The sequence below is a fragment of the Kribbella sp. WER1 genome (genome assembly GCF_054189145.1).
This window is the reverse complement of record NZ_CM135186.1, coordinates 4,039,908-4,061,765: the sequence shown is the minus strand read 5'-3', so window position 1 is coordinate 4,061,765 and position 21,858 is coordinate 4,039,908. Positions and strand designations below refer to the sequence as shown.

Sequence of the window (21,858 nt, the reverse complement as noted above, 5' to 3'; positions counted from 1 at the left end):
AAGGTACGGCGTCGTACCGCCCGCGGCACGCCATTTAGGCCAGCTGTTCGGCGAGCCACCGGACCGCCATCGGGTACCGGTACTCGATCCCGCCGTGGGTGCCCTCGAACAGCTCGAAGTGCATCCGCCCGTCCGGTACGCCGCCCCGCTGCGCGGCCCGGTGGAACGCGGTCGCGCCGAGGTCCAGGTAGTACTCGTCCTGGCGGCCCGCGTCGATCCACACCGCCCGCAGCGAGCGGAGCGCGTCGGCGTACCGTTCCTGACCCGCCATCTCGACCGGGTCGAAGGACATCCAGCGCGACCAGACCGCGGGCACGATCGCGCCGAGGTCGTCGAACGGCAGCAGTACGGTCCCGTCCGGCTCGGCCGAGTACGCCGACGCGTACCCGTACATCTCCAGCAGGTGCAGGTCCTCCATCGTGGTCCGCCCGGTCCGGGTCGCGAGGACCTCGAAGTACTTCTCGAAGCTGCCGTCGTACTTGTCCCGCAGCGTCCGCGCCCGCTCCGGGAACTCCGGGCGGTAGCAGACGTCGAACAGCGCATCACCCGCGTGCGTCGCGAGCGCGCCGAACACGTCCGGCCGCATCAGCGGCGTCACCATCGCGGTGTACCCGCCGCTCGACTTGCCGGTGATCGCGCGGTGGTCCCGGTCCGGGATCGTCCGGTACGTCGCGTCGACCCACGGCACGATCTCGTCGCACAGGTACGACTGGTACTGCCCGGTCCCGGGCGAGTCGAGGCATTGGCTGCCGCCGTACTTCGTCCACGAGTCGACGAACACCACGACCGCCTTCGGCGCGCCCTCCTCGGCGAACATCGCGTCCAGCAGCTCCGGGTACGGCTGCCGGAACGGGGTCCGGTTGAACCACATGCCGAGGTGGCCGGTGTAGCCCATCGTCACGTAGATCGACGGGTACCGCTCGTCGGAGTCGTCATACCCCGGTGGCACGTAGACCAGCACCGGGCGCTCGTGCGGATCGCCGAGCGGGTTCCCGCGCAGCAACTCGCTCGTGTGCGTCGTCTGGTCCAGCCGTCCCTTGTACTCCGCCGACCACGGCAGCATCCGGTACCTCCTACATCGCGTCGGGGGCCTCGATCCCCAGCAGGCCGAGTCCATCCTGCAACACCTGCCGGGTTGCCGTGCAGAGGGCGATCCGGCTGGCGCGGGTCTCGCCCTCGCTGCTCAGCACCGGGCACTGCTCGTAGAAGACCGACAGCGCGGAGGCCACGTCGTACAGATAAGTACAGAGCCGGTGCGGCTGGAGCGTCTCGGCGACCTGCTCGACGGTCGCCGCGAAGCCGGTGAGCAGGAGTGCGAGCCGTTGCTCCGCGGGGTCGGCGAGCGCGGTGACCTCCGTGGACGGGCCGGCCTTGGAGAGCAGCCGGGTCAGCCGGGCGTGCGCGTACTGCAGGTACGGCCCGGTGTTGCCGGTCATCGCGACCATGCGGTCCAGGTCGAACACGTAGTCGTTGCCCCGGTCGCTGGACAGGTCGGCGTACTTCACGGCGCCGATCCCCACCGCCCGCGCGGTTGACTCCCGGTCTGGCGCCCGTTGCACGGCACTGTTCAGCAGGTCGACCAGCTTGACCGTGCCACCCTCTCTTGTTTTGAAGGGCTTTCCGTTCGGTCCTAGCACGGTGCCGAACGACACATGTTCTGCCGGCACGTCCAACCAGCCGGCCGTTCTTGCGAGCGTGAAGATCATGTCGAAGTGCAACGCCTGCCGGTGGTCGACCACGTACACGATCCGGTCGGCGTGCAACGTGCTCACCCGATGCCGGACGGCGGCCAGATCCGTTGCGCTGTAGCCGAAACCACCATCGGACTTCCGCACGATCACAGGAAGCGGACTGCCGTCGCGACCCTTGAACCCCGGCAGGAAAGCGCACAGCGCCCCCTCGGACTCCGTCAGCAGCCCCTGCTCGTCCAGCTCTTCCACGACCCGCGGAAGGTCGTCGTTGTACGCACTCTCGCCCACCACGTCCGTCCGCTGCAGGCCCGTCCCCAGCAGCGCGTACACCTTGTCGAACTCGTCCAGCGACACCTCGACCATGTGCCGCCACATCGTCCGCGTCTCCGGATCGCCCGACTGCAGCGCGACCACCCGCCGCCGGGCCTTGTCCGCGAAGTTGCTGTCGGCATCGAAGTGTTTCCGGCTCCGCTCGTACAGGTGCTGCAACCCCACCAGATCAAGGGATTTCGCGGCCGTGTCCTCCTCGAGCAGCTGCTCGATCATCATCCCGTACTGCGTGCCCCAGTCGCCGACGTGGTTCTGCCGGATCACGTCGTACCCGGCGAACGCCAGTACGTTGCACAGCGCGTCGCCGATCACCGTCGACCGAAGATGGCCGACGTGCATCTGCTTCGCGACGTTCGGCTGCGAGTAGTCGACGACGACCTTCTGGTTCTTGCTCTCGAACGTCTGCGGGTGGTTGACGGCCGCGGCCAGCGTTTGGGGCAGCAGCGTCAGGTTGACGAAACCCGGCCCGGCGATCGTCGGTGGCTCGCAGAGGTCGTCGAGCTGCATCTCGGAGATGAGGCGTGCGGCAATCTCCCGCGGTGGTTGCTTGAGTTCGTTGCCGATCCGCAGCGCGAGATTGGTCTGGTAGTGGCCGAACTCGGGTTTGGTGCTCGACCGCAGCTCGGGATCGTACCTACCGAACGCGGCCGCGGCGGCTTGGATTCTTGCGGACAGGACAGGCAGCAGTGCGGACATGACAGAGTCCTTCAAGGGAGAGACGCGACTGGAACAGGCTGAGGTGTTCAGACAGTGCGTCGTCGTCGCAGGCTGAAGCGCACGCGAAGGGCGTGGGAGGGCTTCAGGCTGATCGACATGTCAGCCATTATGCACGAAGTACGCCGACGGTGCCGGGGTCCGGTCCTGCAGCGGCACGATCGGCGGTACGTCGGGCTCGCCGAGCAGCACCCGCCGGACCACCCGCTCGGCCGCGTGCCCGTCGTCGAACTCGCAGAACTTCTCCCGGAACAGCTGCCGGTGCTTGGCCGCCTCGGGCGCCGCGAACGCCCCGCTGCGGAGGACGCCGAACAGTTCCTCCGCGGACCGCGCGACCACGCCCGGCGAGAACTCCGTGACGTCGAAGTACGTGCTCCGCCGGTCCTCGTCGTCCACGTGCAGCACGATCGGCCGGTCCAGGTTCGCGTAGTCGAAGGTGATCGACGAGTGGTCCGAGACCAGCACGTCGGCGGCCAGCATCAGGTCCTCGACCGGTGCCTTCGGCAACAGCACGCGGGCGTGCGGCCCGGCCGCGAGCGCCAGCTGGCCCGGGTCGAGACCGTCCCCGGACGGCGCGTACAGGATCACCAGGTGCGAGTCGTCGTACCCGAGGCCGGCCCGGATCGCGCGGACCTGGTCGAGGGTCGCGGTCAGCAGCCGGTCGTTGCGCGGGTACCCGTATTCGAGCTCCTCGAAGTACGACGGGTACGTGCGCTCCCAGATCTCCGACGAGTACCGGTTCGAGGACAGGTTGAAGTCCCAGCGGTCGACCTCGCGCATCAGCTCCTCCTGGCCCTCGGCCGGCAGCCGCACCGTCGTCAGCGGCGTACCGTGCTGGGTCTGCAGGTGGATCTGCCCCTCGCGCTTGTCCAGGTCCTTCGGCCAGTTGGTGTTGCTGACGAAGTACGTCGCCCGGCCGAGCAGCTTCTCGTACGCCGGCGAGCCCGCGACGACGTACTCGACGCCCTCCGGGATCGCGCTCAGGTGGTCACCGTCGACGACCCAGACGCCGCGCAGGTGCGGCGCGAGCACGGCGGCCTCCTCGTAGATCGCGCGCGGATTCCCGGCGTACTGAGTGAACGAATAGGAGCCGTAGGCGACCAGGTTCCGGTCGAGCTTGCCGCGGCGCAGCAGCTTGCCGACCGTCTTCCGCGGGCTCGGGACCTGCAGCATCCGGGCGCTCAGTTTGAGCGTCGAGTAGGTCGCGTAGTCGTCGTGGATCACCAGCCAGCGCTTGAACCCGCGGGCCGTCCGATCGGTGGTGTAGCCCTCGGGTTTCCAGCGCTTCGCGAACGCGTGCGCGGCGTGGAAGAAGTCGGCCCGGTCCTCGGTGTCGATCCGCTCGGGCTTCGCGAGCACGGCCAGGATGTGGTCGAGCGACCGGTCGAACGCGAACCGCCGCCAGCCGGTCAGCTCCGGGTCGGACTGGATGAACGCGTGCACCCGGTCGTACTGGTCGAAGATGTCCCACTGCCGGTGGCCGCTGGTCGCGTGGATGTTGCCGCCGGTGCGGTGCTGCCGGTAGTGCACGACGATCCGGTCGAGGGTCGCGATCCGCTCGGCGGTCAGCATCGTCGAGTACGTCCAGGGCGCGTCCTCGTAGAAGCCGGACGTGAACGCGAAGCCGTGCCGGCTGAGGAACGTCCGCCGGTACGCCTTGTTCCAGACCACCTCGAGGAAGGTCAGGAAGATCGGCCGCTCGGCCGCCGTGAAGACGCCGGCGCCCTCGCGCGCGAACGCCTCGTGCCGCTGGCTGCCGAGCACCCGGCCGTCCCAGAAGTTCCGCTCGTAGTCGAACATCACGATGTCCGGCCGGTCGGTGTCGTCGATCCGGTCCGCGATCGCCGCGAGCGACCCGGCCGAGTAGGTGTCGTCGGCGTCCAGGAACAGCACGTACTCGCCGCGGCACTCCTTCAGCCCGGCGTTCCGGGTCGGCCCGAGCCCGACGTTCTCGTCCAGGTGCAGCACCCGCACCCGCGGGTCGACCGCGGCGTACTCGTCCAGGATCCGGCCCGACCCGCCCGGGTCCGCGTCGTCGACCGCGATCACCTCGAAGTCGGTGAACGACTGCCCGAGCACCGAGTCCAGGCATGGCCGCAACCATGCCCGCGAGGCATGACAGGGGACCACGATGCTGAACTTGGGGGCCATGCCTCGTCATCTTAAGAGATCCGATGGGTAGGCGGGGCTCAGCAGGTGCCACCTACCCATCGGGTCTCTAAGGTCAGGGCATGAGTGTTGATGTGTTCGAGCCGCTGGCGGGCCTGGAAGGGGTCGGATCGGCGGCGCAGGCGGCTCGGGACGCGGTCGACGTACTGCTCCGGGACCGCGGTCTGCGGCGGGTCGGAGCGGACATGACCGCCGAGGCGCTGCTCCGCGGCGCGCACGCCTCCGCCGCGCTGGCCGGCAGTACGGCGGCGGTCGACGACGTACGGCGTGGCGCGGCCGACGGACTCGCCGCCGGGGCCGTCCGGATGACCGGCGAACTGATGACGCTGGCGCCGCAGGTGGACAAGGCACCGGTGCAGGTCTGGACCAGACTGCACCAGCTGGCCGCGGCCGACCTGGTCGGAGAGGACCAGTTGGGACATCTGCGGACCAGTGCGGAACCCGTGCCCGACGACATCCCGGGACTGCCGCCCGCGCCCGGCGCCGACGAGATGTGGGAGCGGCTCAGCGCCCTCGCGCAGAACCTCACCCGCCCGACCAAGGCGCCCGGTCTGGTGGTCGCCGCGATCGTGCACGCCGAACTCGCCGTACTGCGCCCGTTCCCGGCCGCGAACGGACTCGTTGCCCGGGCCGCCGAGCGCTGCCTGTTGGTTGCCCGTGGCATCGACCCGGTCGCGGTCACGGTGCCGGAGGGCGGTCACTATGTGTTGCAGGCAACCTATGCGTCGGGGCTCACCGACTACGCAGCGCGAGGCCTGACCGGCGTTCGTGACTGGTTGCTGCGGTCCTGCGAGGTCGTGACAAAAGGTGCCGAACTCTCGCCGTTGGCCACGTCCTCCTGAGCTGCGCCGGACATGCGAGCGGCGCTCTCACGGGGAGAGCGCCGTCGCTGACACGTCACCCTGGTTACCATGCGTGCACCGGTTTGCCGCCTCAGGACGATGCCTGGGTCGCGCTGCCCCTTTGGGATGGGCTGGTCGCCGCGTGGGTTCCTGGGTTGTCGTGCAATCTCTACCGGACCCGAAGGCCCTTTGTTGATTCCTTTGTACTCCTGAAACGCCTTTCTGGGAAGGGGATCCGGCGTGTTCATGGAGTTGAGAACATGAAGCTGTCTTCAGCTTTCAGCGGCTTCGGGCACGCCGCCGGGAAGCCATCAGAAGTGCTCCCGCGGCCACCGCGGCGATCACGCCGGCCGCTACCGCTGGTCGTCGTACGCCCTGGAAGCCAGTGTGCTCCGAGGGCTCCGCGAATTCCAGGATCGGCCAGCCGCGCTCGGTCGCGACCCGCCGCAACGCCTTGTCCGGGTTGACCGCGAACGGGTGCCCGACGGCGGCCAGCAACGGCTCGTCGGTGATCGAGTCGGAGTACCCGTAGGAGGTCGCGAGGTCGTAGCCCTCGGTGGCGGCCAGCGCCTCGATCGCGGTCACCTTGTGCGGACCGTACGCGTACTCGGCGATCTCGCCGGTGTACTTGCCGTCAGCAACGACCATCCGGGTGGCGATCACCTTGTCGGCGCCGAGCATCGCGCCGATCGGCTCCACCACCTCGGCGCCGGACGAGGACACGATCACCACGTCCCGGCCGTCGCGGTGGTGCTGCTCGATCAGCTCGACCGCCTCGGCGTGGATCATCGGCCGGACGATGTGGTCGAGGGTGTCGGCGACGATCGCCTTCACGGTCGAGACGTCCCAGCCGGCGCACATCGCCGAGATGTACTCGCGCATCCGCTCCATCTGGTCGTGGTCGGCGCCGCCGAGCAGGTAGACGAACTGGGCGTAGGCGCTGCGCAGCACGGTCCGGCGGTTGATCAGCCCGCCGGCGTAGAACGGGCGTGAGAAGGCCAGCGTGCTGGAGCGGGCCAGAATGGTCTTGTCCAGATCGAAGAAAGCTGCCGATCGAGCCGTCATGCAGACGAGGATAGGCAGTCGGACGAAACGCCCGGGGGACCCGGGCTTTTGCGTGGGCCGGTATCCCGTTAGACTGGTGGGCAGTGTGACAGTGGCACTGGCCGGAACCACCCGATCGGGTGGGTTCAGCGCCTGGGTGACACACAATCGGTCGAAACCGAACTGAGATGTGTGAAGCCCGGTCTTGGGGGGTACATACCCCCTGACAGTGGCAGACTGTCGCCTCCTGAACGGCCCCCGGCTCCTCCCCCCGAGCCCGTGGCCGAAGACGGCCCCCGGTCACCCCCCCGCCGGGGGCCGTCGCCTTTCTCGGGACAGCCAAGAACCCGTAAAGATTCTCGCTTTTCTGCGCGTGGGAGCGTTCTCACTTTATGCAGGGTCTTGACAATGTAATTGACTGGTCACAGGTTGTAAGGCATGAAACCGCCTGCACACCGCCCCCAGGCAGCGGTCGTCATCAGCCTGATCGCCGTAGTCATGGCCTTCCTGGTCCCCGGTACCGCGTCCGCGGCCACCAATCTCGTCACGAACGCCGGGTTCGAGTCCGGCACGCTCTCCGGCTGGAACTGCCCGGCCGGCGGCGTCACGACGTCCGACCCGCACGCCGGCTCGTACGCGCTCTCGGCAACGCCGAGCTCGAGTGACATCGCCCAGTGCACGCAGTCGATAGCGGTCCAGCCCAATACGGCGTACACCTTGTCCGCGTGGGTCAAGGGGTCGAACGTCTACCTCGGAGTGGACGGTGGTGCCTCGACGTGGACGACCAGCTCAGGTTGGTCTCAGCTGACCGTTCCGTTCACCACCGGCAATGTGACGTCGGTGACGATCTACGTCCACAGTTGGTACGCGCTCCCGGCGTACCAGGTCGACGACGTCGTACTCGACGGCCCCGGCGGCGCTGCGGACACGACGCCCCCGTCGACGCCGGGTGGCCTGGCCGTCGGCAGCCCGACCTCCAGCTCGCTCAAGCTGACCTGGTCGGCCGCGTCCGACGCGAACGGGATCGACCACTACGACGTCGTCCAAGGGACCGGCGCCGCGCAGAGCGTGGGCAACGTGACCAGCTGGACCGCTACGGGCTTGGCTGCGGCGACCACCTACTCCTTCAAGGTGCGGGCGTGCGACCCGAGCGGCAACTGCTCGCCGTACGGCGCTGCCGTGTCGGGCACCACCTCCGAAGGTGGGTCGAACACCGGGACCTTGCCCGCGCACGCGCTGACGGGGTACTGGCAGAACTTCAACAACGGCGCGACTGTGCAGAAGATCTCCGACGTCCCGGCCGCGTACGACGTGATCGCGGTGGCGTTCGCGGACGCCGACGCGTCCAAGCCGGGCGGGATCACGTTCAACCTGGACAGTGCGGGGCTCGGCGGATACACGGTCGACCAGTTCAAGGCGGACATCAAGGCGAAGCAGGCCGCCGGTAAGAAGGTCATCCTGTCCGTCGGCGGCCAGAACGGCAGCATCTCCGTCGGCGACTCGACAGCCGCCGCGAACTTCGCGTCCAGCGCGCTGTCGGTGCTGCGGACGTACGGGTTCGACGGGATCGACATCGACCTGGAGAACGGCGTCAACGCGCAGTACATGGGTCAGGCGCTGAAGAGCCTGCAGAGCCAGTTCGGCAGCGGGCTGGTGATCACCATGGCGCCGCAGACGATCGACATGCAGAGCACCTCGACCGAGTACTTCAAGCTGGCGCTGGCGATCAAGGACATCCTGACCATCGTCAACGTGCAGTACTACAACTCGGGCTCGATGAACGGCTGCAACGGCCAGGTGTACTCGCAGGGCACGGTGGACTTCATCACCGCACAGGCCTGCATCATGCTGCAGGGCGGCCTGCGTCCGGACCAGGTCGGTCTGGGACTGCCGGCGTCGTCCCGGGCAGCCGGCAGCGGGTACGTCGACCCGACGGTCGTCAACAACGCGCTGGACTGCCTCACCAAGGGCACCGGCTGCGGCGCCTACAAGCCGAGCTCCCCGTGGCCCTCGCTGCGTGGGGCGATGACCTGGTCGACGAACTGGGACGCCTCGAACGGCAACCAGTTCGCTTCTCAGGTCGGCGGCCACGTGCACGGTCTGCCCTGATCATGCACAGCTTTCGACCGGCTCCGGTGCTGGAGGCGCTCGGTGTCTGCTCGGAGGACGAGCAGCTCTACCGGGTGCTTCTGGCCCGCCCGGAGTCCACTGCCACCGATCTGGCGTCGTCCGTCGACTGGCCCGCCAACCGGGTCAGCCGGCACCTACGGTCGCTCTTGTCGCTCGGTCTGGCGTCCCGTACGCCGGGCCGCCCGGCCAGGTACGTTCCCGCCGTACCGGATGCGGCTGTCGAGCTGTTGGCGCTGCGGAAGCAGGCCGCGATCGTAGAGGCCCGGCTGGGCGCTGCGATGCTGTCGGCCGAGTTCCGGCAGCCGGATGCGTTCACGGTGATCCGCGGCACCGAGGCGATTGCGCAGCGGTTCTACCAGGCACACCAGTGCGCGCAGGACGAAGTACTCGTGCTGGATCAGCTGTTGGTGTCGCCGCGTCACGGGGTGACGTACCGGACGATCTACGACATGGACTCGCTGTCCCAGCCGGGGGATCTGGCCGCGGCGCGGTCGTCCGGGTGCTGCCGGATGCTGCGGGACGTCCCGCTCAAGCTGGTCGTTGTGGACCGCCGTCTCGCCCTGCTGCCGACCGGTGCGGACATGGTCGTGGAGCTCGGCCCGTCGAGTCTCTTGGACGCACTGCTCCGTCTCTTCGACCTCTTGTGGCAGCAGGCCAGTCCTTTGACTCCAACGGTGTCCGAGGGCCCGCTGACGTCGGACGACCAGCAGCTCTTGTCGTTGGCGGCTGCCGGTCTCACGGACCAAGCCATCGCCCGTCGGCTCGGTGTGGCTCAGCGAACAGTGGAACGCCGTATGCAGCGCATCCTGAGGGCTTTGGACGCCACGACCCGTTTCCAGGCCGGCCTACGCGCCGGCCAGCAGGGTCTGCTCGTCTAGTCGGTAACGTCGGCCACGGTGGCGCCCAGGGCCTTCGTGAGCGCCTGGGTGTCCACTGTGATGCCTACGCCGTGGTCGCCGCCGCCGATCGAGATCGTGCCGGTGATCCGCTCGTCCGCGATCACTGGCCAGTCGTGCGTGCTGCCCAGCGGCGTGATCGTCCCGCGGACATACCCGGTGACGTCGTACGCCGTGTCCTTGTCCGGCATCGAGATCCGGTTGACCCCGAGCAGCGCGCGCAGCTTCGGCCACGCGATCTCGCGGTCGCCCGGCACCAGGACGAACCGGTAGTCGTCGTCCGAGAGCCGTACGACGATCGTCTTGATCAGCCGGGCCGGCTCGATGCCACGGGCGGCAGCGGCCTCCTCCAGCGAGTTCACACGGCCGTGCCTGGTCACCTCGTAGCTGAGTCCCAGTTGGTCTGCAGCATCCGTCGCCTTCGTCACCCGGCTAGTTTTGCACCCGGCTGGGAACGTTCTTCAGCAGCAGCGCGAGGATCAGCGTGACCACGAACAGCGCACCGGCCTCGGCCGCGACCCCGGTCCACTGCGCCCGGCTCCACGCCGTACCGGCAAGTCCTCCGAAGACGGAGGAGCCCAGGTAGAACGAGAACAGGTACATGCTCGATGCCTGACCCGTTCCGACGCCGCTGGCGTGCGCACGCGCCGGTACCCAGCCGCTGGCGACCCCGTGCACCGCGAAGAACCCTGCCGTCATCACGGCCAGCCCCAGCACGATGAACGGCAGCGGGGCGGCCAGAGTGATCGCGACACCGGCCAGCGTGATCAGACAGCCGATCGGAACCACTTTGCGCCGACCATAGCGGTCGGCCAATGTCCCTGCGGTTGCCGATCCGGCCGACCCGAGCAGATACACACAGAACACCAGCCCCGCTGCGCCAGCACTCAACAGGTAGGGCGAACCGGACAGCCGGAAGACTGCGCCGTTGTAGACCGCTACGAACGCGCCTACAGCCGTCGCGGCGATCCCGTACAGCGCGAGCAGCGCGGGGTCCCGGAAGACCTTGCCGGAGAACAAGCGAGCCGGGCTGGGGTGGAAGTTGCGTGATGCAGGTAGCAGCAGCCATACGACGGCCGCGCACAGTACGCCGACCAGGGCGATCCCGCCGGTCGCGAAGCGCCACCCGCCGATGTCCGACAACCCGCCTGCGATCAGGCGACCCGCCATACCGCCAACCGCCGTACCGGCTATGTAGAGGCCGCTGGCACGGGCGTGGCTGTCCTTGTGCACCTCCTCGCGCAGGTAGGCCATGGCTACCGCCGGGAGGCCGGCCATTGCGATCCCCTGGAGAGCGCGAAGGGCCAGGAGAAGGTGCCAGCTCGGGGCGAAGGCGCTGAGCAGGGCGAACACGGACGTGGCGGCGACCGACCAGCGCATCAGGTTGGTGCGGCCCAGGACCTCCGACGCCGGGCCGGCGACCAGCAGCGCCAGCCCGAGACCGAACGTGGCGAACGACACGCTGAACGCGCTCTGGCTCGGGGAGACGTGGAACGCCGTCACGAGCTCGGGCAGCAGCGGCTGGGTGCTGTAGAGCAGTGCGAACGTCGCGAGACCTGCCGCGAACAGCGCGACCGAGAGCTTGCGGTACTCCGGGTCGCCAGGCAGATACCCGGTCTGGGGTGCGACGGACTGGTGCATGTCTTCGACGGTCGCACTGTTCGAGCGATACGTAAAATGTCGATATCGGCGAGAGTCGATACGCTTTCGGTATGCATGTCGAGGATCTGCGGTGGTTCGTGGTGCTCGCGGAGACCGAGCACCTCACCGAGGCGGCGGCCGCACTCGGTACCAGCCAGCCGAATCTGAGCCGGTCGCTGCAGCGCGTCGAGCGGGCGTTCGGGGTGCCGCTGTTCGAGCGGGAGCGCCGCGGCGTACGGCTGAATCCGTACGGGCGGCTGGTGCTGGAGGCGGCGCGGGCCGGGGTGCTGGCCGTCGACACCGCGCGGCGCCGGATCGACGCGCTGCTCGACCCGGAGTCGGGGACGGTCCGGCTGGCGTTCCTGCACTCGGTGGCGACCAGCCTGATGCCGGACCTGCTCAAGGCGTTCCGGGCGGCGGCGCCGCATGTCGAGTTCGAGCTGCGGCAGGAGCCGGCGCACGACATCGTGCAGGACCTGGAGAGCGGGGAGGCCGAGATTGCGATCATCGCGCCGCGGCCGGATCCGTCGCGGTTCGGCTGGCATCTCCTGGAGCGGCAGCGGCTGCTGCTGCACGTACCACCCGGTCACACGCTCGCCTCCCGGCGCCGCGTCGAGCTGGAGGCGGCGCGTGACGAGGCGTTCGTCGGGTTGCAGCCCGGGTTCGGGTTCCGGCGGGTGACGGACCGGTTGTGCCGGGAGGCCGGGTTCAGCCCGCAGCTCGCGTTCGAGGCGACCGACCTCGCGACGATCGACAGCCTGGTCGGCGCCGGCCTCGGCGTGGCGATCCTCCCGGCCGGCGCGGTCCGCGGGAACGACAGTGGCGCCGTACCCGTTCCGCTGGCCGGGGTCCGGGCGCAGCGCGAGATCGGGATGTCGTGGCGGCTGAGTACGCCGCTGACGCCGGCGGCGGAGCGGTTCCGCGCGTTCGTGCGGTCCCGGCCGGTGACGACCAGTTGACTGCCGGAACAGCGACTTCCGTAGCGTTCGTCCGATTTTCCCGGTGTCGACTTGCAGAGAGAGGGCTTTCCGCCGCACCCTTGCCTGCGTGAGGAAGCGCCTGAGTGGGTTCCGGCCAAGTCGCCGGATGCTGTTCGCCGCGGGGACCGCGGCGGCTGCGTCGACGGTTGCGGCGAGCACGGCCGAGGCCACTGCGAACTTCTCTCCGGGAGCGTACGGCTCCGGCGTGCTCAGCGCCTGGGAGGGCTTCGCCAAGGCGATCTCGAACGAGGCCCAGATCCGCCGGACGCGGGAGACCGACGGCGTCTTCATGTTCGGCGACAGCATCGGTGTGCAGGACGGCCCGGCACTGGCCCGGCAACTGGCGCAGCTCGGGATCAACATGGCCGTCCACAGTTGGGCCGGGCGCCCGGTCACGCCCGCCGTGGACGCGCTCGAGGCCTGGTCGGAGCAGTACGGCCTGCCGCACCGGATCGTGATGTCGGTCGGCTCCAACGACATCTTCGTGCCGCCCGCGGTCGCCGCCCAGATCGAGCGGACCATGCAGATCGTCGGCGACGAGCGGACCGTGTACTGGGTGAACATCCAGGCGGCCCGTACGGCGCTCGGCCCCGACGTCAAGGTCGCCGACCAACGCAACAGCGCCTGGATCAACCTGCAGCTCGCCGAGGGCGCCCGGCGGCACGACAACCTGCGGATCGTGCACTGGGCCGAGCACCTGGCCTCCAGCCCGAACCGGCTGTCCCGGCTGCTCCGCGACGGCCTGCACCCGTCGAGGCCGCTCGGCCAGAACGCCCGCAACGGCCTGATCGTCTCAGCCATCAAATCCGGCTGAGACGACCAGACCCATCTGCTCTTTTAGAAGCCCGCAGTAATCCGCGTGAAGTCCCAGTCACCCTGGGCAATGCCACTGCAGTTCGACACGACCCCGCCACCGGCACACCCGCGGTCCCGGTTCACCGACCAGAACGCCAACCGCCCGAGCCCGTTGCTCTTCGCCCAGTTGGTGATGTTCTGCCAGGTCGCCGTACTGGTCATCTCCTGCTGGTCGGACAGACCGTTCATCCCGGAGATGCCCTGGTGCGCGTACGCCTCCGCGGTGGACCAGCCGAAGGTCGCCTTCAGCTTGTTGTTCAGGCCCTGGGACGCGCCGACCGTGTCGTTGTAGATGTTCGAGCTGCCGAAGTCGAACGGCATCAGCGTGAACACGTCGATGTTCGCGCCGAGCTCCTTCGAGCGGTCGATCAGCCGGTTGCCGTAGTAGTTCGGCCCGGTCGTCGACGTACCGAAGGTGACGATCGTCTCGATACCCGGATTGTTCTGCTTGACGATCTTCAGCGCGTTCAGGATCCGGTCCTGCACTGCCTCGTTCTCGAACTCGTCGGAGTTCTCGATGTCGATGTCGATCGCCTTCAGGCCGTACGCGTTGATCACCTGCTGGTACGCGCCGGCGAGCGCTTCCGGCGTACCGCAGTTCGGGCCGAGCTTGTTGCCACTCCAGCCGCCGAACGACGGTACGACGTCCCCGCCGGCCGCCCGGATCGCGGCGATCGTGCTGGCGTCCGCGCCGCCCTGCAGCGGACGGCTGCCGTCCCAGGCCGGGTTACAGCCGCCGGACGAGTTCACGAACGCCATGGTGAACCACTTGATGCCGGTCGCGTTCATTACGGTCGCCGGGTTCGGCGGGTCGCCCCAGCCGACGTACAGGTACGGCGCGGCCTGCTTGGTGCCGGTGTTGCCGCCGCTGGTGCCGGTCGTGACGGAGATGCTGCTGCTCTTCGGTCCTTCACCGGCGCTGTTCGACGCACTGACCTGGTAGCTGTACGCGGTGCTCGCGGACAGGCCGGAGTCGGTGTACGACGTACCGGCGGGGCTGCCGACCTTCGTACCGTTGCGGTAGACGTTGTAGCTGGTGGCACCGGACGCGGCGGACCACGTCAGGCTGACCGACGACGCGGACGCCGTACCGGACAGGCCACTGGGTGCGCCGGGGGCCGTACCGCCACCGCCTCCTGAGCAGGAGCCGCTGTTCAACCGGCAGGAGGCGATGCCGGCGAAGTTGCCGGGGCTGCCGTTGAAGCCGAACGAGACGGTCGCGCCAGGGGCGAGCGGACCGGCCCAGCTCGGCGGGGTGAACGTGTGCGTCTGGCCGCTGCTGCTGTGGTTGGCGTCCCAGGTGCTGGTGACGCTGTAGCCGGATGGGAAGTCCAACGCGACCGACCAGGTGCTGAGTGAGCTGGTGGTGCCGTTGGTGACCGTTACCTTCCCCTCGAAGCCACTGCCCCAGTCGGACACTTTCGTGAAGCTGGCAGTGATTCCTGCCGCACTGGCCGCCTGTGCGGTCAGCAGTGCGACTACTACCGCGGTGATGGCTGCTATCGCCAGAGAGATGCGTTTCATGATGCTCCGATCAGTGGGCGGTGCGTGATCAGACCCGGCCCCAGAGAGCGGGGACGTTCGGCGGCTCCCAGCCGGTCAGGGAGGTGTGACTCTGGATGCACTTGTAGGTGACACCGTTGTAGGTGACGAGCGCACCGGCCGCGTACGCCGTGTTCGGCGCCCACGGCGACGCCTGGCCCGGAGGAGTGGTGGGCGGCGTGGTCGGCGGGGTAGCGGGCGGTGTTGTGGGCGGGGTGGTCGGCGGTGTCGTCGGGGGAGTCGTCGTCGGCGGGCCACTGCATCCTGCGGTGCTCGCGTTGACGGAGTCGACCACGTTGTTGAAGAGCGTGACGCCCGAGTCCAGCGCCTCGAGCGAGTACATCATCGCGCCGGCCAGCCCGTTGCAGTGCTGGTAGTCGGCCTTCGCCTTGATCGACTGGGCGTTGTCTCCGGACCAGAACGTGCCGTTGCTGAAGAACCAGCTCGACTGCGTGGCGTCGTCGAAGTGCGTCGCGGACGGGTTGTCGACGAAGCCGGTCAGCTCCTTGTAGAACGAGACGCCTGGCACGTTACCGCTCAGCGCATGCCCGTCGGCCGGCCCGGTCGCCGTCTGGTACTTGCCGTTGTCGGTCGCCGGAACGCCCTTCCATCCCCTGTAGTAGAAGGGATATCCGATGCTCAGCTTGTTCGCCGGGAACCCGCCCGGGATGCCGTACGCCGAGTCGCCGGTCGTCCACGCCTTCACCGCCGAGTCGACGGAGTACTTGCCCTGCCCCGGCGGGATCGGACTGCTCGGGTCGTTCGGCGCCGTGTACAACGGGTCCTGGAAGTTCGTCGGCCCGGTGGCCTCCCAGCCGCCGTGCATGTCGTACGTCATCACGTTGTTGTAGTCGAGGTACTGCCCGACCTTGTTCGTCTCGATGTTCGCGATCTTGTCCTGACCGGCCGGGGTGGCGGCGGTCAGGTAGTACTTCTTCCCGGTCTGACCGCCGTACGCGTCGAGCTGCGCGCGGAACTCGGCCAGAAGCAGCGTGAAGTTCTGCTTGTCGGCGGCGCTGTAGTGGTTGCCGACATGGCCGTTCGGCGAGCCCGGGTACTCCCAGTCGAGGTCGACACCGTCGAAGATGCCGGCCGCGGAGCCCGCGCCGCCGAAGCCGTCGATGACCGGCAGGTCGCCCTTGAGAAACATGTTCACGCACGAGCTGACGAAGGCCTTGCGCGAGGCGTCGGTGGCGGCCGCGTCGGAGAAGTACTTCGAGTACGTCCAGCCGCCGATCGAGATCAGGATCTTCAGGTTCGGGTACTTCGCCTTGAGCTTCTTGAGCTGGTTGAAGTTCCCCTGGATCGGCTGGTTCCAGACGTCGCCGACGCCGTCGACGCTGATGTCCGCGCCGTACGACTTGCCGTAGTCGGCGAACGCGTCACCCGCGCCGTCGCCGGCGTTCGGGTTGCTCTCGTCCTGGGACGCGGCCTTGTTGGCCATGAAGCAGGTGTGGCTGGTCGGGTCGATGTTCGCGAAGGCGTAGTTCAGGATGTCCAGCTTGCCTGCGGCACCGGTGGTGACCAGGTTCTTCGGGTAGAAGGCGTTGGCGTAGATCCCCCACTGGGTGAAGTACGCCGTCTTGATGCCACCGCTGGTCGCCTGGGGCGCTGCGGTGGCCGCGTTGGCCGCGGTGGCGTCCGGGGTCGCGAGAGAGACGCCGGCGGCGGTGATCAGGGCGGTGGCCGCGACGGCGGCGGTGGCTGCGAGCGTGCGCAATCGACTCATCTGGTTCCTCCGGAGCGATGGGGACGGAAGCGGTCCGGTGAAATTTAGTTAAAGACGCTTCGAAAGGAACGGTAACCGTTCGGGGCGGGTTGGTCTCCGCCTCGTCGTGGCGGGTTCCCGCTGCTGACGGAAACCCGACAACCCTTTGTCCACAGGGATCCGATGCCGTGTCCGCACACCCCCGAACAACGGCATGTTCTAGGCATGGACACCAACCCACCACCCCATTCGGTGCTAATGGCAACTACCGACGAGGCCCTGCTCGAGGACTTCCTGCGGCTCGCCGCGGCCGCCTCCGTCACGCCTCAGCTCGAGCACAATCTCTCTGACCTCCGCCGTGACTGGCAGTCGGGTTCGCTGGTCGTGATCGGCCGCGACCTCGCCGAGCCGCTCGCGCGTCTCCAACCCGCCCACCGCGCGGGTGTGATCGTGGTCGGCTCGGCCGCGGACGGCGACGACCTCTACCGTTCCGCCTTCGACATCGGCGCCGACCTGGTCTGCCGACTACCTGCCGACGAGCCACTGCTGGCCGGCAAACTCGCTGACGCCCTCGACGGCACCACCTGCGCCGCAATGACGCTCGCCTTCGTCGGCGGCTGCGGGGGAGCGGGCTCGACGACGCTCGCCGCGGCGGTCGCGGTGCTCGGCAACCGGCGCGGGTTCCGGACCATGCTGATCGACGGCGATCCGCTCGGCGGCGGTATCGAGCTTGCCCTCGGCATCGAGCGCGATCCCGGCGACCGCTGGCCCAAGCTGCTGAACGCCTCCGGCCGGGTGAGTGCCGCCGCGCTCCGTTCCGCCCTGCCGTCGGTCGACCGCCTGACGGTGCTGTCCTGGGACCAGTCCGACGTCACGGTCCTGCCGCCGGACACGATGGGTTCGGTGATCGGCGCCGCCCAGCGCAGCACCGACCTGGTCGTTCTCGACCTGCCCCGGCGCGCCGATCCAGCCGTCGAAGAAGGCTTCATCCGCTCGACCGCGACCCTGCTCGTGGTCCCGTGCGACGTCCGCTCGGTGGCAGCCGCCAAACGCCTGTCCGGCCCGCTCCGATCCGTCGCCGGAGACCTCCGCGTCGTCGCCCGCGACTCCCGGCCCGGCCTCGCGCCCGCCGACGTCGCCGCCCACCTCTGCTTGCCCTTGGCAACCAGAGTCGGCATCGACCCGAAGGTCCCCGCGGCGATGGACGAAGGCCGCTTCGCTCCGCACCGCCGAAGCCCGCTGAGCCGCGCCGCCACCGAGATCCTCGACCTCTTCGACCTCGTCTCCCTGGAGCCCCGATGACCGTCACCGCCGTCCCCGACGGACTACTCGACCGCGTTCGCGGCACCCTTGCGATCACCGGGGCCGCACCGACACCCGTCCACGTCGCGGCAGCGCTCCGCGCCGACGGCACGATCTGCGGCGACGCGATGGTCCTCGCGGTCGTCACTGCCCTCCGCCGCGAGGCCCTCGGCGCCGGCCCGCTCGACAGCCTGCTCGCCGAGCCCGGCGTCACCGACATCCTGGTGAACGGCCCCGACGAGGTCTACATCGACCGCGGCCGCGGCCTCGAGTTCGTCGCGATCCGCACCGGCGACGAACAGGCCCTCCGCCGCCTGGCCACCCGCCTGGCCGCCGCGGCCGGCCGTCGCCTCGACGACTCCACGCCGTACGTCGACGTCCGCCTGGCCGACGGCACCCGCTTCCACGCGGTCCTCGCCCCGATCGCCGCCCCCGGCACCTGCCTGTCCCTGCGCATCCCGTCCCGCAAGGTCTTCACCCTCGACGACCTGATCGCCGCCGGTGCCCTACCCCCAGCCGGCGCCGCGATTCTCCACGACCTGCTCGACTCCCGCGTCGCGTTCCTGATCAGCGGCGGTACCGGCACAGGCAAGACCACGCTCCTCAATTCCCTGCTGTCGTTGACGAATCCCGCCGAACGCATCGTCCTCGTCGAGGACGCCAACGAGCTCCGCCCGGACCATCCGCACGTCGTGCGCCTCGAAGCCCGCCCACCGAACGTCGAAGGCGCCGGCGAGATCTCCCTCCGCGACCTGGTCCGCCAAGCCCTCCGCATGCGCCCCGACCGCCTGGTCGTCGGCGAGGTCCGCGGCCCCGAAGTCGTAGACCTCCTGACCGCCCTCAACACCGGCCACGAAGGCGGCTGCGGCACCATCCACGCCAACTCCGCCGCCGACGTCCCCGCCCGCCTCGAAGCCCTGGGCGCCCTCGCCGGCCTCACCCAACCAGCCATCCACAGCCAAGCCGCCTCAGCCCTCCACGCCGTCATCCACCTGACCCGCTCCCCCACCGGCCACCGCCGAATAGCCGAGATCCACACCCTCACCAAGCCCCTCAACCACCCCCTCACCACCCAGCCGGCCATCACCTTCCACCCCGACAACACCCACACCCTCCACCCCGCCGCCCACCTCTTCACCACCCCATGACGACCCCCCTCCTCCCCGCCCTCCTAACCCTCCTCACCACCACCCTCGCCCTCCCACCCCGCAGCCCCGGCCTCCACCGCCTAACCCCCACCCACCCCAGACCCACCCCTCTCCACCACCTACGACACCAACTCCTAGACCCCCACCCCGCCCCTCCTCAACCCACCAACCAACACCCGTCCAACAGCCCTCACCCCACCGTCCGACGCCTCATCCCACTCAGCCGCCACCTCGGCCGCCGCCCAACCCGCGCCTGGCTGGCCCTTCCACCAGCAGCCGCAGCCCTCATCAGCACCCAAGCCCTCGTCTCCACCCTCGCCATCACAGCCGTCCTCCTCCTGGCCGCCAACCAACGAGCCCACCACCACCGCCAAAAGACCATCGCCACCCGCCGAGCCACGATCATCGAAGCCCTCGACATCCTGTCCGCCGACCTAACAGCCGGCCGCCCACCATTAGCCGCCCTCGGAGGCGCCGCTTCCATCAGCCCCGACTTCCGCCCAGCCCACGCCGCCGCTCAACTAGGCGCCGACGTCCCCACCGCCCTCACCAAAGCCGCAACAACCCCCGGCGCCACCAGCCTCCGCGCCCTGGCAGCCGCCTGGCGCGTCACCGAACAATCCGGCGCCACCTTCGCCACCCTCACCGAACGCCTCGCCAACTCCCTCCGAGCCGACGAAGCAATCCACCGCCAAACCGAAGCCAGCCTCGCCACCGCCCGCTCCACCGCCCGAATCCTGGCCACCCTCCCCACCGCCGGCATAGCCCTCGGCTACGCCCTAGGCGCCCACCCCCTCACCTTCCTAACCACCACCCCACCTGGCTACGCCTGCCTAGCCACAGGCCTCCTCCTAACCACCACAGGCCTCCACTGGACCACCCACCTATCCACCCCAAACCCCTAACCCCCAAACCCCTAACCCCCAAACCCCTAACCCCTAACCCCCAGGCCCAACCCACCCGAGCCTGCCCCCTAAGTACCCCAGCCCTGGCCGACCACCCATGTCCCCAGCCGATCCCCCGGCTGACCACCCTCCCCACCCATCCGCACCATCGAACCACCAGCCACCGCACCACCCTCCCGCACCCGCGCCCCGCGCCACCGTGCCCCGCACCCGCACCCGCACCCGCACCCGCGCCCCGCACCCGTACCCGTACCCGTACCACCGCGCCCATCACCGCCTGTCACCGGCCGCCAAATCACCCACGGCACTCAGATCACCCACGGCCCACGGATCCATCCACCTACGAACCGCGGAGCGGCCACTCGTTTGCGCCCAGCGCCGCCACGCGTGTCCTCGCGCGAATGCCCGGCACACCGCTCGCCGCCCCCGCGACTCCCACACCGGCACACCACTCGACGCCCGTCGTTCCCAGATACCAGAACCAGCGCGTCCGAATTGCCCAACGAGACCCACATGCCCCAAGCCCTAGCCGCAGCAGCAACCGTTGCCCTTAGCACCTACCTGTTCATCCCACCCCGCCCCGACCTCCGCCGACTGACCAAACCCCGACAGAGCACCACCCCACGCCCTCCCCACACCCACCGCCTGTCCGCGATCGCCGCCGCCCTAGGTGCCCTCACCCTCGTCGGCTTCCCCTGGGGCCTCGTCCCAGCCGCCATCGCCTACTACGCCATCCCCAAAGCCCTCTCCCGCCTAGAACCCGCATCCACTAGACAACGCAACCTCCAAATCTCCCGAGACCTCCCCCTGGCCCTCGACCTCCTAACCGCATCCTTGAGAGCCGGCCGCCCACCCCAACAAGCCCTCTCCCTGGTAGCCGAAGCCCTCCCCGGACCCCTAGCGGACATCTTCACCAAGATCTCCCACCACCTAGCCCTAGGTGCCGACCCAACAACCGCCTGGTCCCACCTCAGCTCCGAACCTTCCTGCGCCCCCATGTCCCGAGCCATCTCCCGCTCCCTCCGCTCCGGAGCCCCTCTCTCCAAGACCCTCGAACACCTCTCCGACGAAACCCGCCGAGCCAACCACCACACCGCCGACCAACAAGCCCGCGCCGCCGAATCCCGAGCCACCCTCCCCCTAGGCCTCTGCTTCCTCCCCGCCTTCGTCCTCCTCTCCATAGTCCCCACCATCGCCGACGCACTGATCCCCTTCCTCCTTCGTCCCTAACCACCTGCCCCTGACTTATCCACAACCCCCAAACCCCTTCCAAACAAGGCACCTCATCAACGGCATCCTCCAATCAACCCACCAAACTCCCTCCCCCGAGGAGCCCCGCATGCCAACCGCACAACTACCTACCACCGACTCCCACCCTCCGACGCCCGAGCTCACCAACCCTCTGACCGGCTCCCACTCGCCCGCCGTCCAGCCGGCAGCCGTCCCCGCGACGGCTGTGCAACCGACAGCTGTGCAACCGATGACCGTTCGCGGGACTGCCGTGCAGCGGACGGTTGTTCACGGGGCTTCTGTGCAACCGATGACTGGTCACGGAACGGCTGTCCAACCGGCGGTCGCCCTACCGACCGCCACCCGGACGGCCGCCGTTCACCCGGCTGCTGGCCGCCCTGTGCCGACCCGCCCCGCGATGCGACCGCCGGTCGTTGATCTAGTTTCGAGTATGCTCGTTCGCCTTAAGAGCAAGGCGATTCGGCGTCGCAGATCGTGCCCGGACCGAGGCGCGATAACCGCCGAGTACGCCGTACTGATCGTCGGCGTCTGCGGATTCGGCGGGGCGATGGTTGCCCTTCTCAGGTCTCCTGCGATGCAGGCCGTCCTCAAGTCGATCGTGAACTTCGGTCTGAAGATCGCTGGTGTAGAAGGCGTCCACCTCTAGCGCACCACCTGCCACCGATCGGGAGGCGCACCCGCGACACTCGCGGCGGCGAGCGTCACGCCAC

General features: G+C 68.8%; 17 protein-coding genes. 9 read left to right on the top strand and 8 right to left on the bottom strand.

All coding sequences use genetic code 11. The annotated features are described in order from the left end of the window. Nucleotides 1–34 precede the first annotated feature (34 nt). The 3 genes from ACXJJ3_RS19480 to ACXJJ3_RS19470 form a co-directional block, all read right to left on the bottom strand. Nucleotides 35–1,063, bottom strand: a complete 1,029-nt coding sequence (locus ACXJJ3_RS19480) for an alpha/beta hydrolase (RefSeq protein ID WP_458171627.1) — start codon at nucleotides 1,061–1,063, stop codon at nucleotides 35–37. A gap of 10 nt (nucleotides 1,064–1,073) precedes the next feature. Continuing rightward, nucleotides 1,074–2,717, bottom strand: a complete 1,644-nt coding sequence (argS, locus tag ACXJJ3_RS19475; protein WP_458171626.1) for an arginine--tRNA ligase — start codon at nucleotides 2,715–2,717, stop codon at nucleotides 1,074–1,076. A 120-nt stretch (nucleotides 2,718–2,837) separates the two neighbouring features. Then, the gene (locus ACXJJ3_RS19470) at nucleotides 2,838–4,886 is read right to left on the bottom strand and encodes a bifunctional glycosyltransferase/CDP-glycerol:glycerophosphate glycerophosphotransferase (RefSeq protein WP_458171625.1); all 2,049 of its coding nucleotides are present in this window, start codon (nucleotides 4,884–4,886) and stop codon (nucleotides 2,838–2,840) included. Between the two features lie 80 nt (nucleotides 4,887–4,966). On the opposite strand from ACXJJ3_RS19470, the gene ACXJJ3_RS19465 reads away from it, so the two are divergent. Continuing rightward, nucleotides 4,967–5,746: a cell filamentation protein Fic gene (locus ACXJJ3_RS19465; protein WP_458171624.1), complete on the top strand. Its 780-nt coding sequence runs from the start codon at nucleotides 4,967–4,969 to the stop codon at nucleotides 5,744–5,746. Between the two features lie 279 nt (nucleotides 5,747–6,025). On the opposite strand, the gene ACXJJ3_RS19460 is transcribed toward ACXJJ3_RS19465, so the two are convergent. Next, nucleotides 6,026–6,811, bottom strand: a complete 786-nt coding sequence (locus ACXJJ3_RS19460) for an HAD family hydrolase (protein ID WP_458171623.1) — start codon at nucleotides 6,809–6,811, stop codon at nucleotides 6,026–6,028. A gap of 417 nt (nucleotides 6,812–7,228) precedes the next feature. Here ACXJJ3_RS19460 and ACXJJ3_RS19455 point away from each other — a divergent pair, with 417 nt between their 5' ends. Together ACXJJ3_RS19455 and ACXJJ3_RS19450 are read left to right on the top strand one after the other, a co-directional pair. Continuing rightward, nucleotides 7,229–8,899 carry a chitinase gene (locus ACXJJ3_RS19455; protein WP_458171622.1) on the top strand — a complete coding sequence of 557 codons (1,671 nt, stop codon included), beginning with the start codon at nucleotides 7,229–7,231 and terminating at the stop codon, nucleotides 8,897–8,899. A 2-nt stretch (nucleotides 8,900–8,901) separates the two neighbouring features. Continuing rightward, complete coding sequence (locus tag ACXJJ3_RS19450; protein ID WP_458171621.1) at nucleotides 8,902–9,798, top strand: helix-turn-helix domain-containing protein; 897 nt, start codon at nucleotides 8,902–8,904, stop codon at nucleotides 9,796–9,798. Here ACXJJ3_RS19450 and ACXJJ3_RS19445 read toward each other — a convergent pair. Together ACXJJ3_RS19445 and ACXJJ3_RS19440 are read right to left on the bottom strand one after the other, a co-directional pair. After that, the gene (locus tag ACXJJ3_RS19445; protein ID WP_458171620.1) at nucleotides 9,795–10,244 is read right to left on the bottom strand and encodes an aminoacyl-tRNA deacylase; all 450 of its coding nucleotides are present in this window, start codon (nucleotides 10,242–10,244) and stop codon (nucleotides 9,795–9,797) included. The genes ACXJJ3_RS19450 and ACXJJ3_RS19445 overlap by 4 nt on opposite strands. Nucleotides 10,245–10,248: 4 nt before the next feature. Then, nucleotides 10,249–11,457: an MFS transporter gene (locus tag ACXJJ3_RS19440; protein WP_458171619.1), complete on the bottom strand. Its 1,209-nt coding sequence runs from the start codon at nucleotides 11,455–11,457 to the stop codon at nucleotides 10,249–10,251. A gap of 71 nt (nucleotides 11,458–11,528) precedes the next feature. Here ACXJJ3_RS19440 and ACXJJ3_RS19435 point away from each other — a divergent pair, with 71 nt between their 5' ends. Further along, nucleotides 11,529–12,416 (top strand): LysR family transcriptional regulator, encoded by an 888-nt coding sequence (locus ACXJJ3_RS19435; protein WP_458171618.1) that lies wholly within the window; start codon nucleotides 11,529–11,531, stop codon nucleotides 12,414–12,416. An 88-nt stretch (nucleotides 12,417–12,504) separates the two neighbouring features. Continuing rightward, complete coding sequence (locus ACXJJ3_RS19430; RefSeq protein ID WP_458171617.1) at nucleotides 12,505–13,251, top strand: hypothetical protein; 747 nt, start codon at nucleotides 12,505–12,507, stop codon at nucleotides 13,249–13,251. Between the two features lie 23 nt (nucleotides 13,252–13,274). Here the strand turns inward: ACXJJ3_RS19430 and ACXJJ3_RS19425 are convergent, their stop codons facing one another. Beyond that, a complete protein-coding gene (locus tag ACXJJ3_RS19425; protein WP_458171616.1) occupies nucleotides 13,275–14,816 on the bottom strand; it encodes a cellulose binding domain-containing protein in 1,542 nt (513 codons plus the stop codon). 28 nt (nucleotides 14,817–14,844) lie between these two features. Beyond that, entirely contained in the window at nucleotides 14,845–16,563 is a 1,719-nt protein-coding gene (locus ACXJJ3_RS19420) for a glycosyl hydrolase family 18 protein (RefSeq protein ID WP_458171615.1), read from the bottom strand. A gap of 237 nt (nucleotides 16,564–16,800) precedes the next feature. Between ACXJJ3_RS19420 and ssd the strand changes: the two genes are divergently transcribed. The 4 genes from ssd to ACXJJ3_RS19400 all read left to right on the top strand — a co-directional run bounded on the left by ssd (nucleotide 16,801) and on the right by ACXJJ3_RS19400 (nucleotide 21,794). Then, entirely contained in the window at nucleotides 16,801–17,844 is a 1,044-nt protein-coding gene (ssd, locus tag ACXJJ3_RS19415) for a septum site-determining protein Ssd (RefSeq protein ID WP_458171614.1), read from the top strand. Further along, a complete protein-coding gene (locus ACXJJ3_RS19410) occupies nucleotides 17,841–18,992 on the top strand; it encodes a TadA family conjugal transfer-associated ATPase (protein WP_458171613.1) in 1,152 nt (383 codons plus the stop codon). Before ssd ends, ACXJJ3_RS19410 begins: the two co-directional genes overlap by 4 nt. A gap of 1,418 nt (nucleotides 18,993–20,410) precedes the next feature. Further along, on the top strand, nucleotides 20,411–21,127 hold the full coding sequence (locus ACXJJ3_RS19405; protein WP_458171612.1) for a type II secretion system F family protein: 717 nt from the start codon (nucleotides 20,411–20,413) through the stop codon (nucleotides 21,125–21,127). A 451-nt stretch (nucleotides 21,128–21,578) separates the two neighbouring features. Then, the gene (locus ACXJJ3_RS19400; RefSeq protein WP_458171611.1) at nucleotides 21,579–21,794 is read left to right on the top strand and encodes a DUF4244 domain-containing protein; all 216 of its coding nucleotides are present in this window, start codon (nucleotides 21,579–21,581) and stop codon (nucleotides 21,792–21,794) included. Nucleotides 21,795–21,858 lie beyond the last annotated feature (64 nt).

Bases quoted from the DNA above. Each gene is read 5' to 3' on its own strand.
- ACXJJ3_RS19480 (WP_458171627.1), bottom strand. From the start codon at position 1,063: ATGCTGCCGTGGTCGGCGGAGTACAAGGGACGGCTGGACCAGACGACG.
- argS (WP_458171626.1), bottom strand. From the start codon at position 2,717: ATGTCCGCACTGCTGCCTGTCCTGTCCGCAAGAATCCAAGCCGCCGCG.
- ACXJJ3_RS19470 (WP_458171625.1), bottom strand. From the start codon at position 4,886: ATGGCCCCCAAGTTCAGCATCGTGGTCCCCTGTCATGCCTCGCGGGCA.
- ACXJJ3_RS19465 (WP_458171624.1), top strand. From the start codon at position 4,967: ATGAGTGTTGATGTGTTCGAGCCGCTGGCGGGCCTGGAAGGGGTCGGA.
- ACXJJ3_RS19460 (WP_458171623.1), bottom strand. From the start codon at position 6,811: ATGACGGCTCGATCGGCAGCTTTCTTCGATCTGGACAAGACCATTCTG.
- ACXJJ3_RS19455 (WP_458171622.1), top strand. From the start codon at position 7,229: ATGAAACCGCCTGCACACCGCCCCCAGGCAGCGGTCGTCATCAGCCTG.
- ACXJJ3_RS19450 (WP_458171621.1), top strand. From the start codon at position 8,902: ATGCACAGCTTTCGACCGGCTCCGGTGCTGGAGGCGCTCGGTGTCTGC.
- ACXJJ3_RS19440 (WP_458171619.1), bottom strand. From the start codon at position 11,457: ATGCACCAGTCCGTCGCACCCCAGACCGGGTATCTGCCTGGCGACCCG.
- ACXJJ3_RS19435 (WP_458171618.1), top strand. From the start codon at position 11,529: ATGCATGTCGAGGATCTGCGGTGGTTCGTGGTGCTCGCGGAGACCGAG.
- ACXJJ3_RS19425 (WP_458171616.1), bottom strand. From the start codon at position 14,816: ATGAAACGCATCTCTCTGGCGATAGCAGCCATCACCGCGGTAGTAGTC.
- ACXJJ3_RS19420 (WP_458171615.1), bottom strand. From the start codon at position 16,563: ATGAGTCGATTGCGCACGCTCGCAGCCACCGCCGCCGTCGCGGCCACC.
- ssd (WP_458171614.1), top strand. From the start codon at position 16,801: ATGGCAACTACCGACGAGGCCCTGCTCGAGGACTTCCTGCGGCTCGCC.
- ACXJJ3_RS19410 (WP_458171613.1), top strand. From the start codon at position 17,841: ATGACCGTCACCGCCGTCCCCGACGGACTACTCGACCGCGTTCGCGGC.
- ACXJJ3_RS19405 (WP_458171612.1), top strand. From the start codon at position 20,411: ATGCCCCAAGCCCTAGCCGCAGCAGCAACCGTTGCCCTTAGCACCTAC.
- ACXJJ3_RS19400 (WP_458171611.1), top strand. From the start codon at position 21,579: ATGCTCGTTCGCCTTAAGAGCAAGGCGATTCGGCGTCGCAGATCGTGC.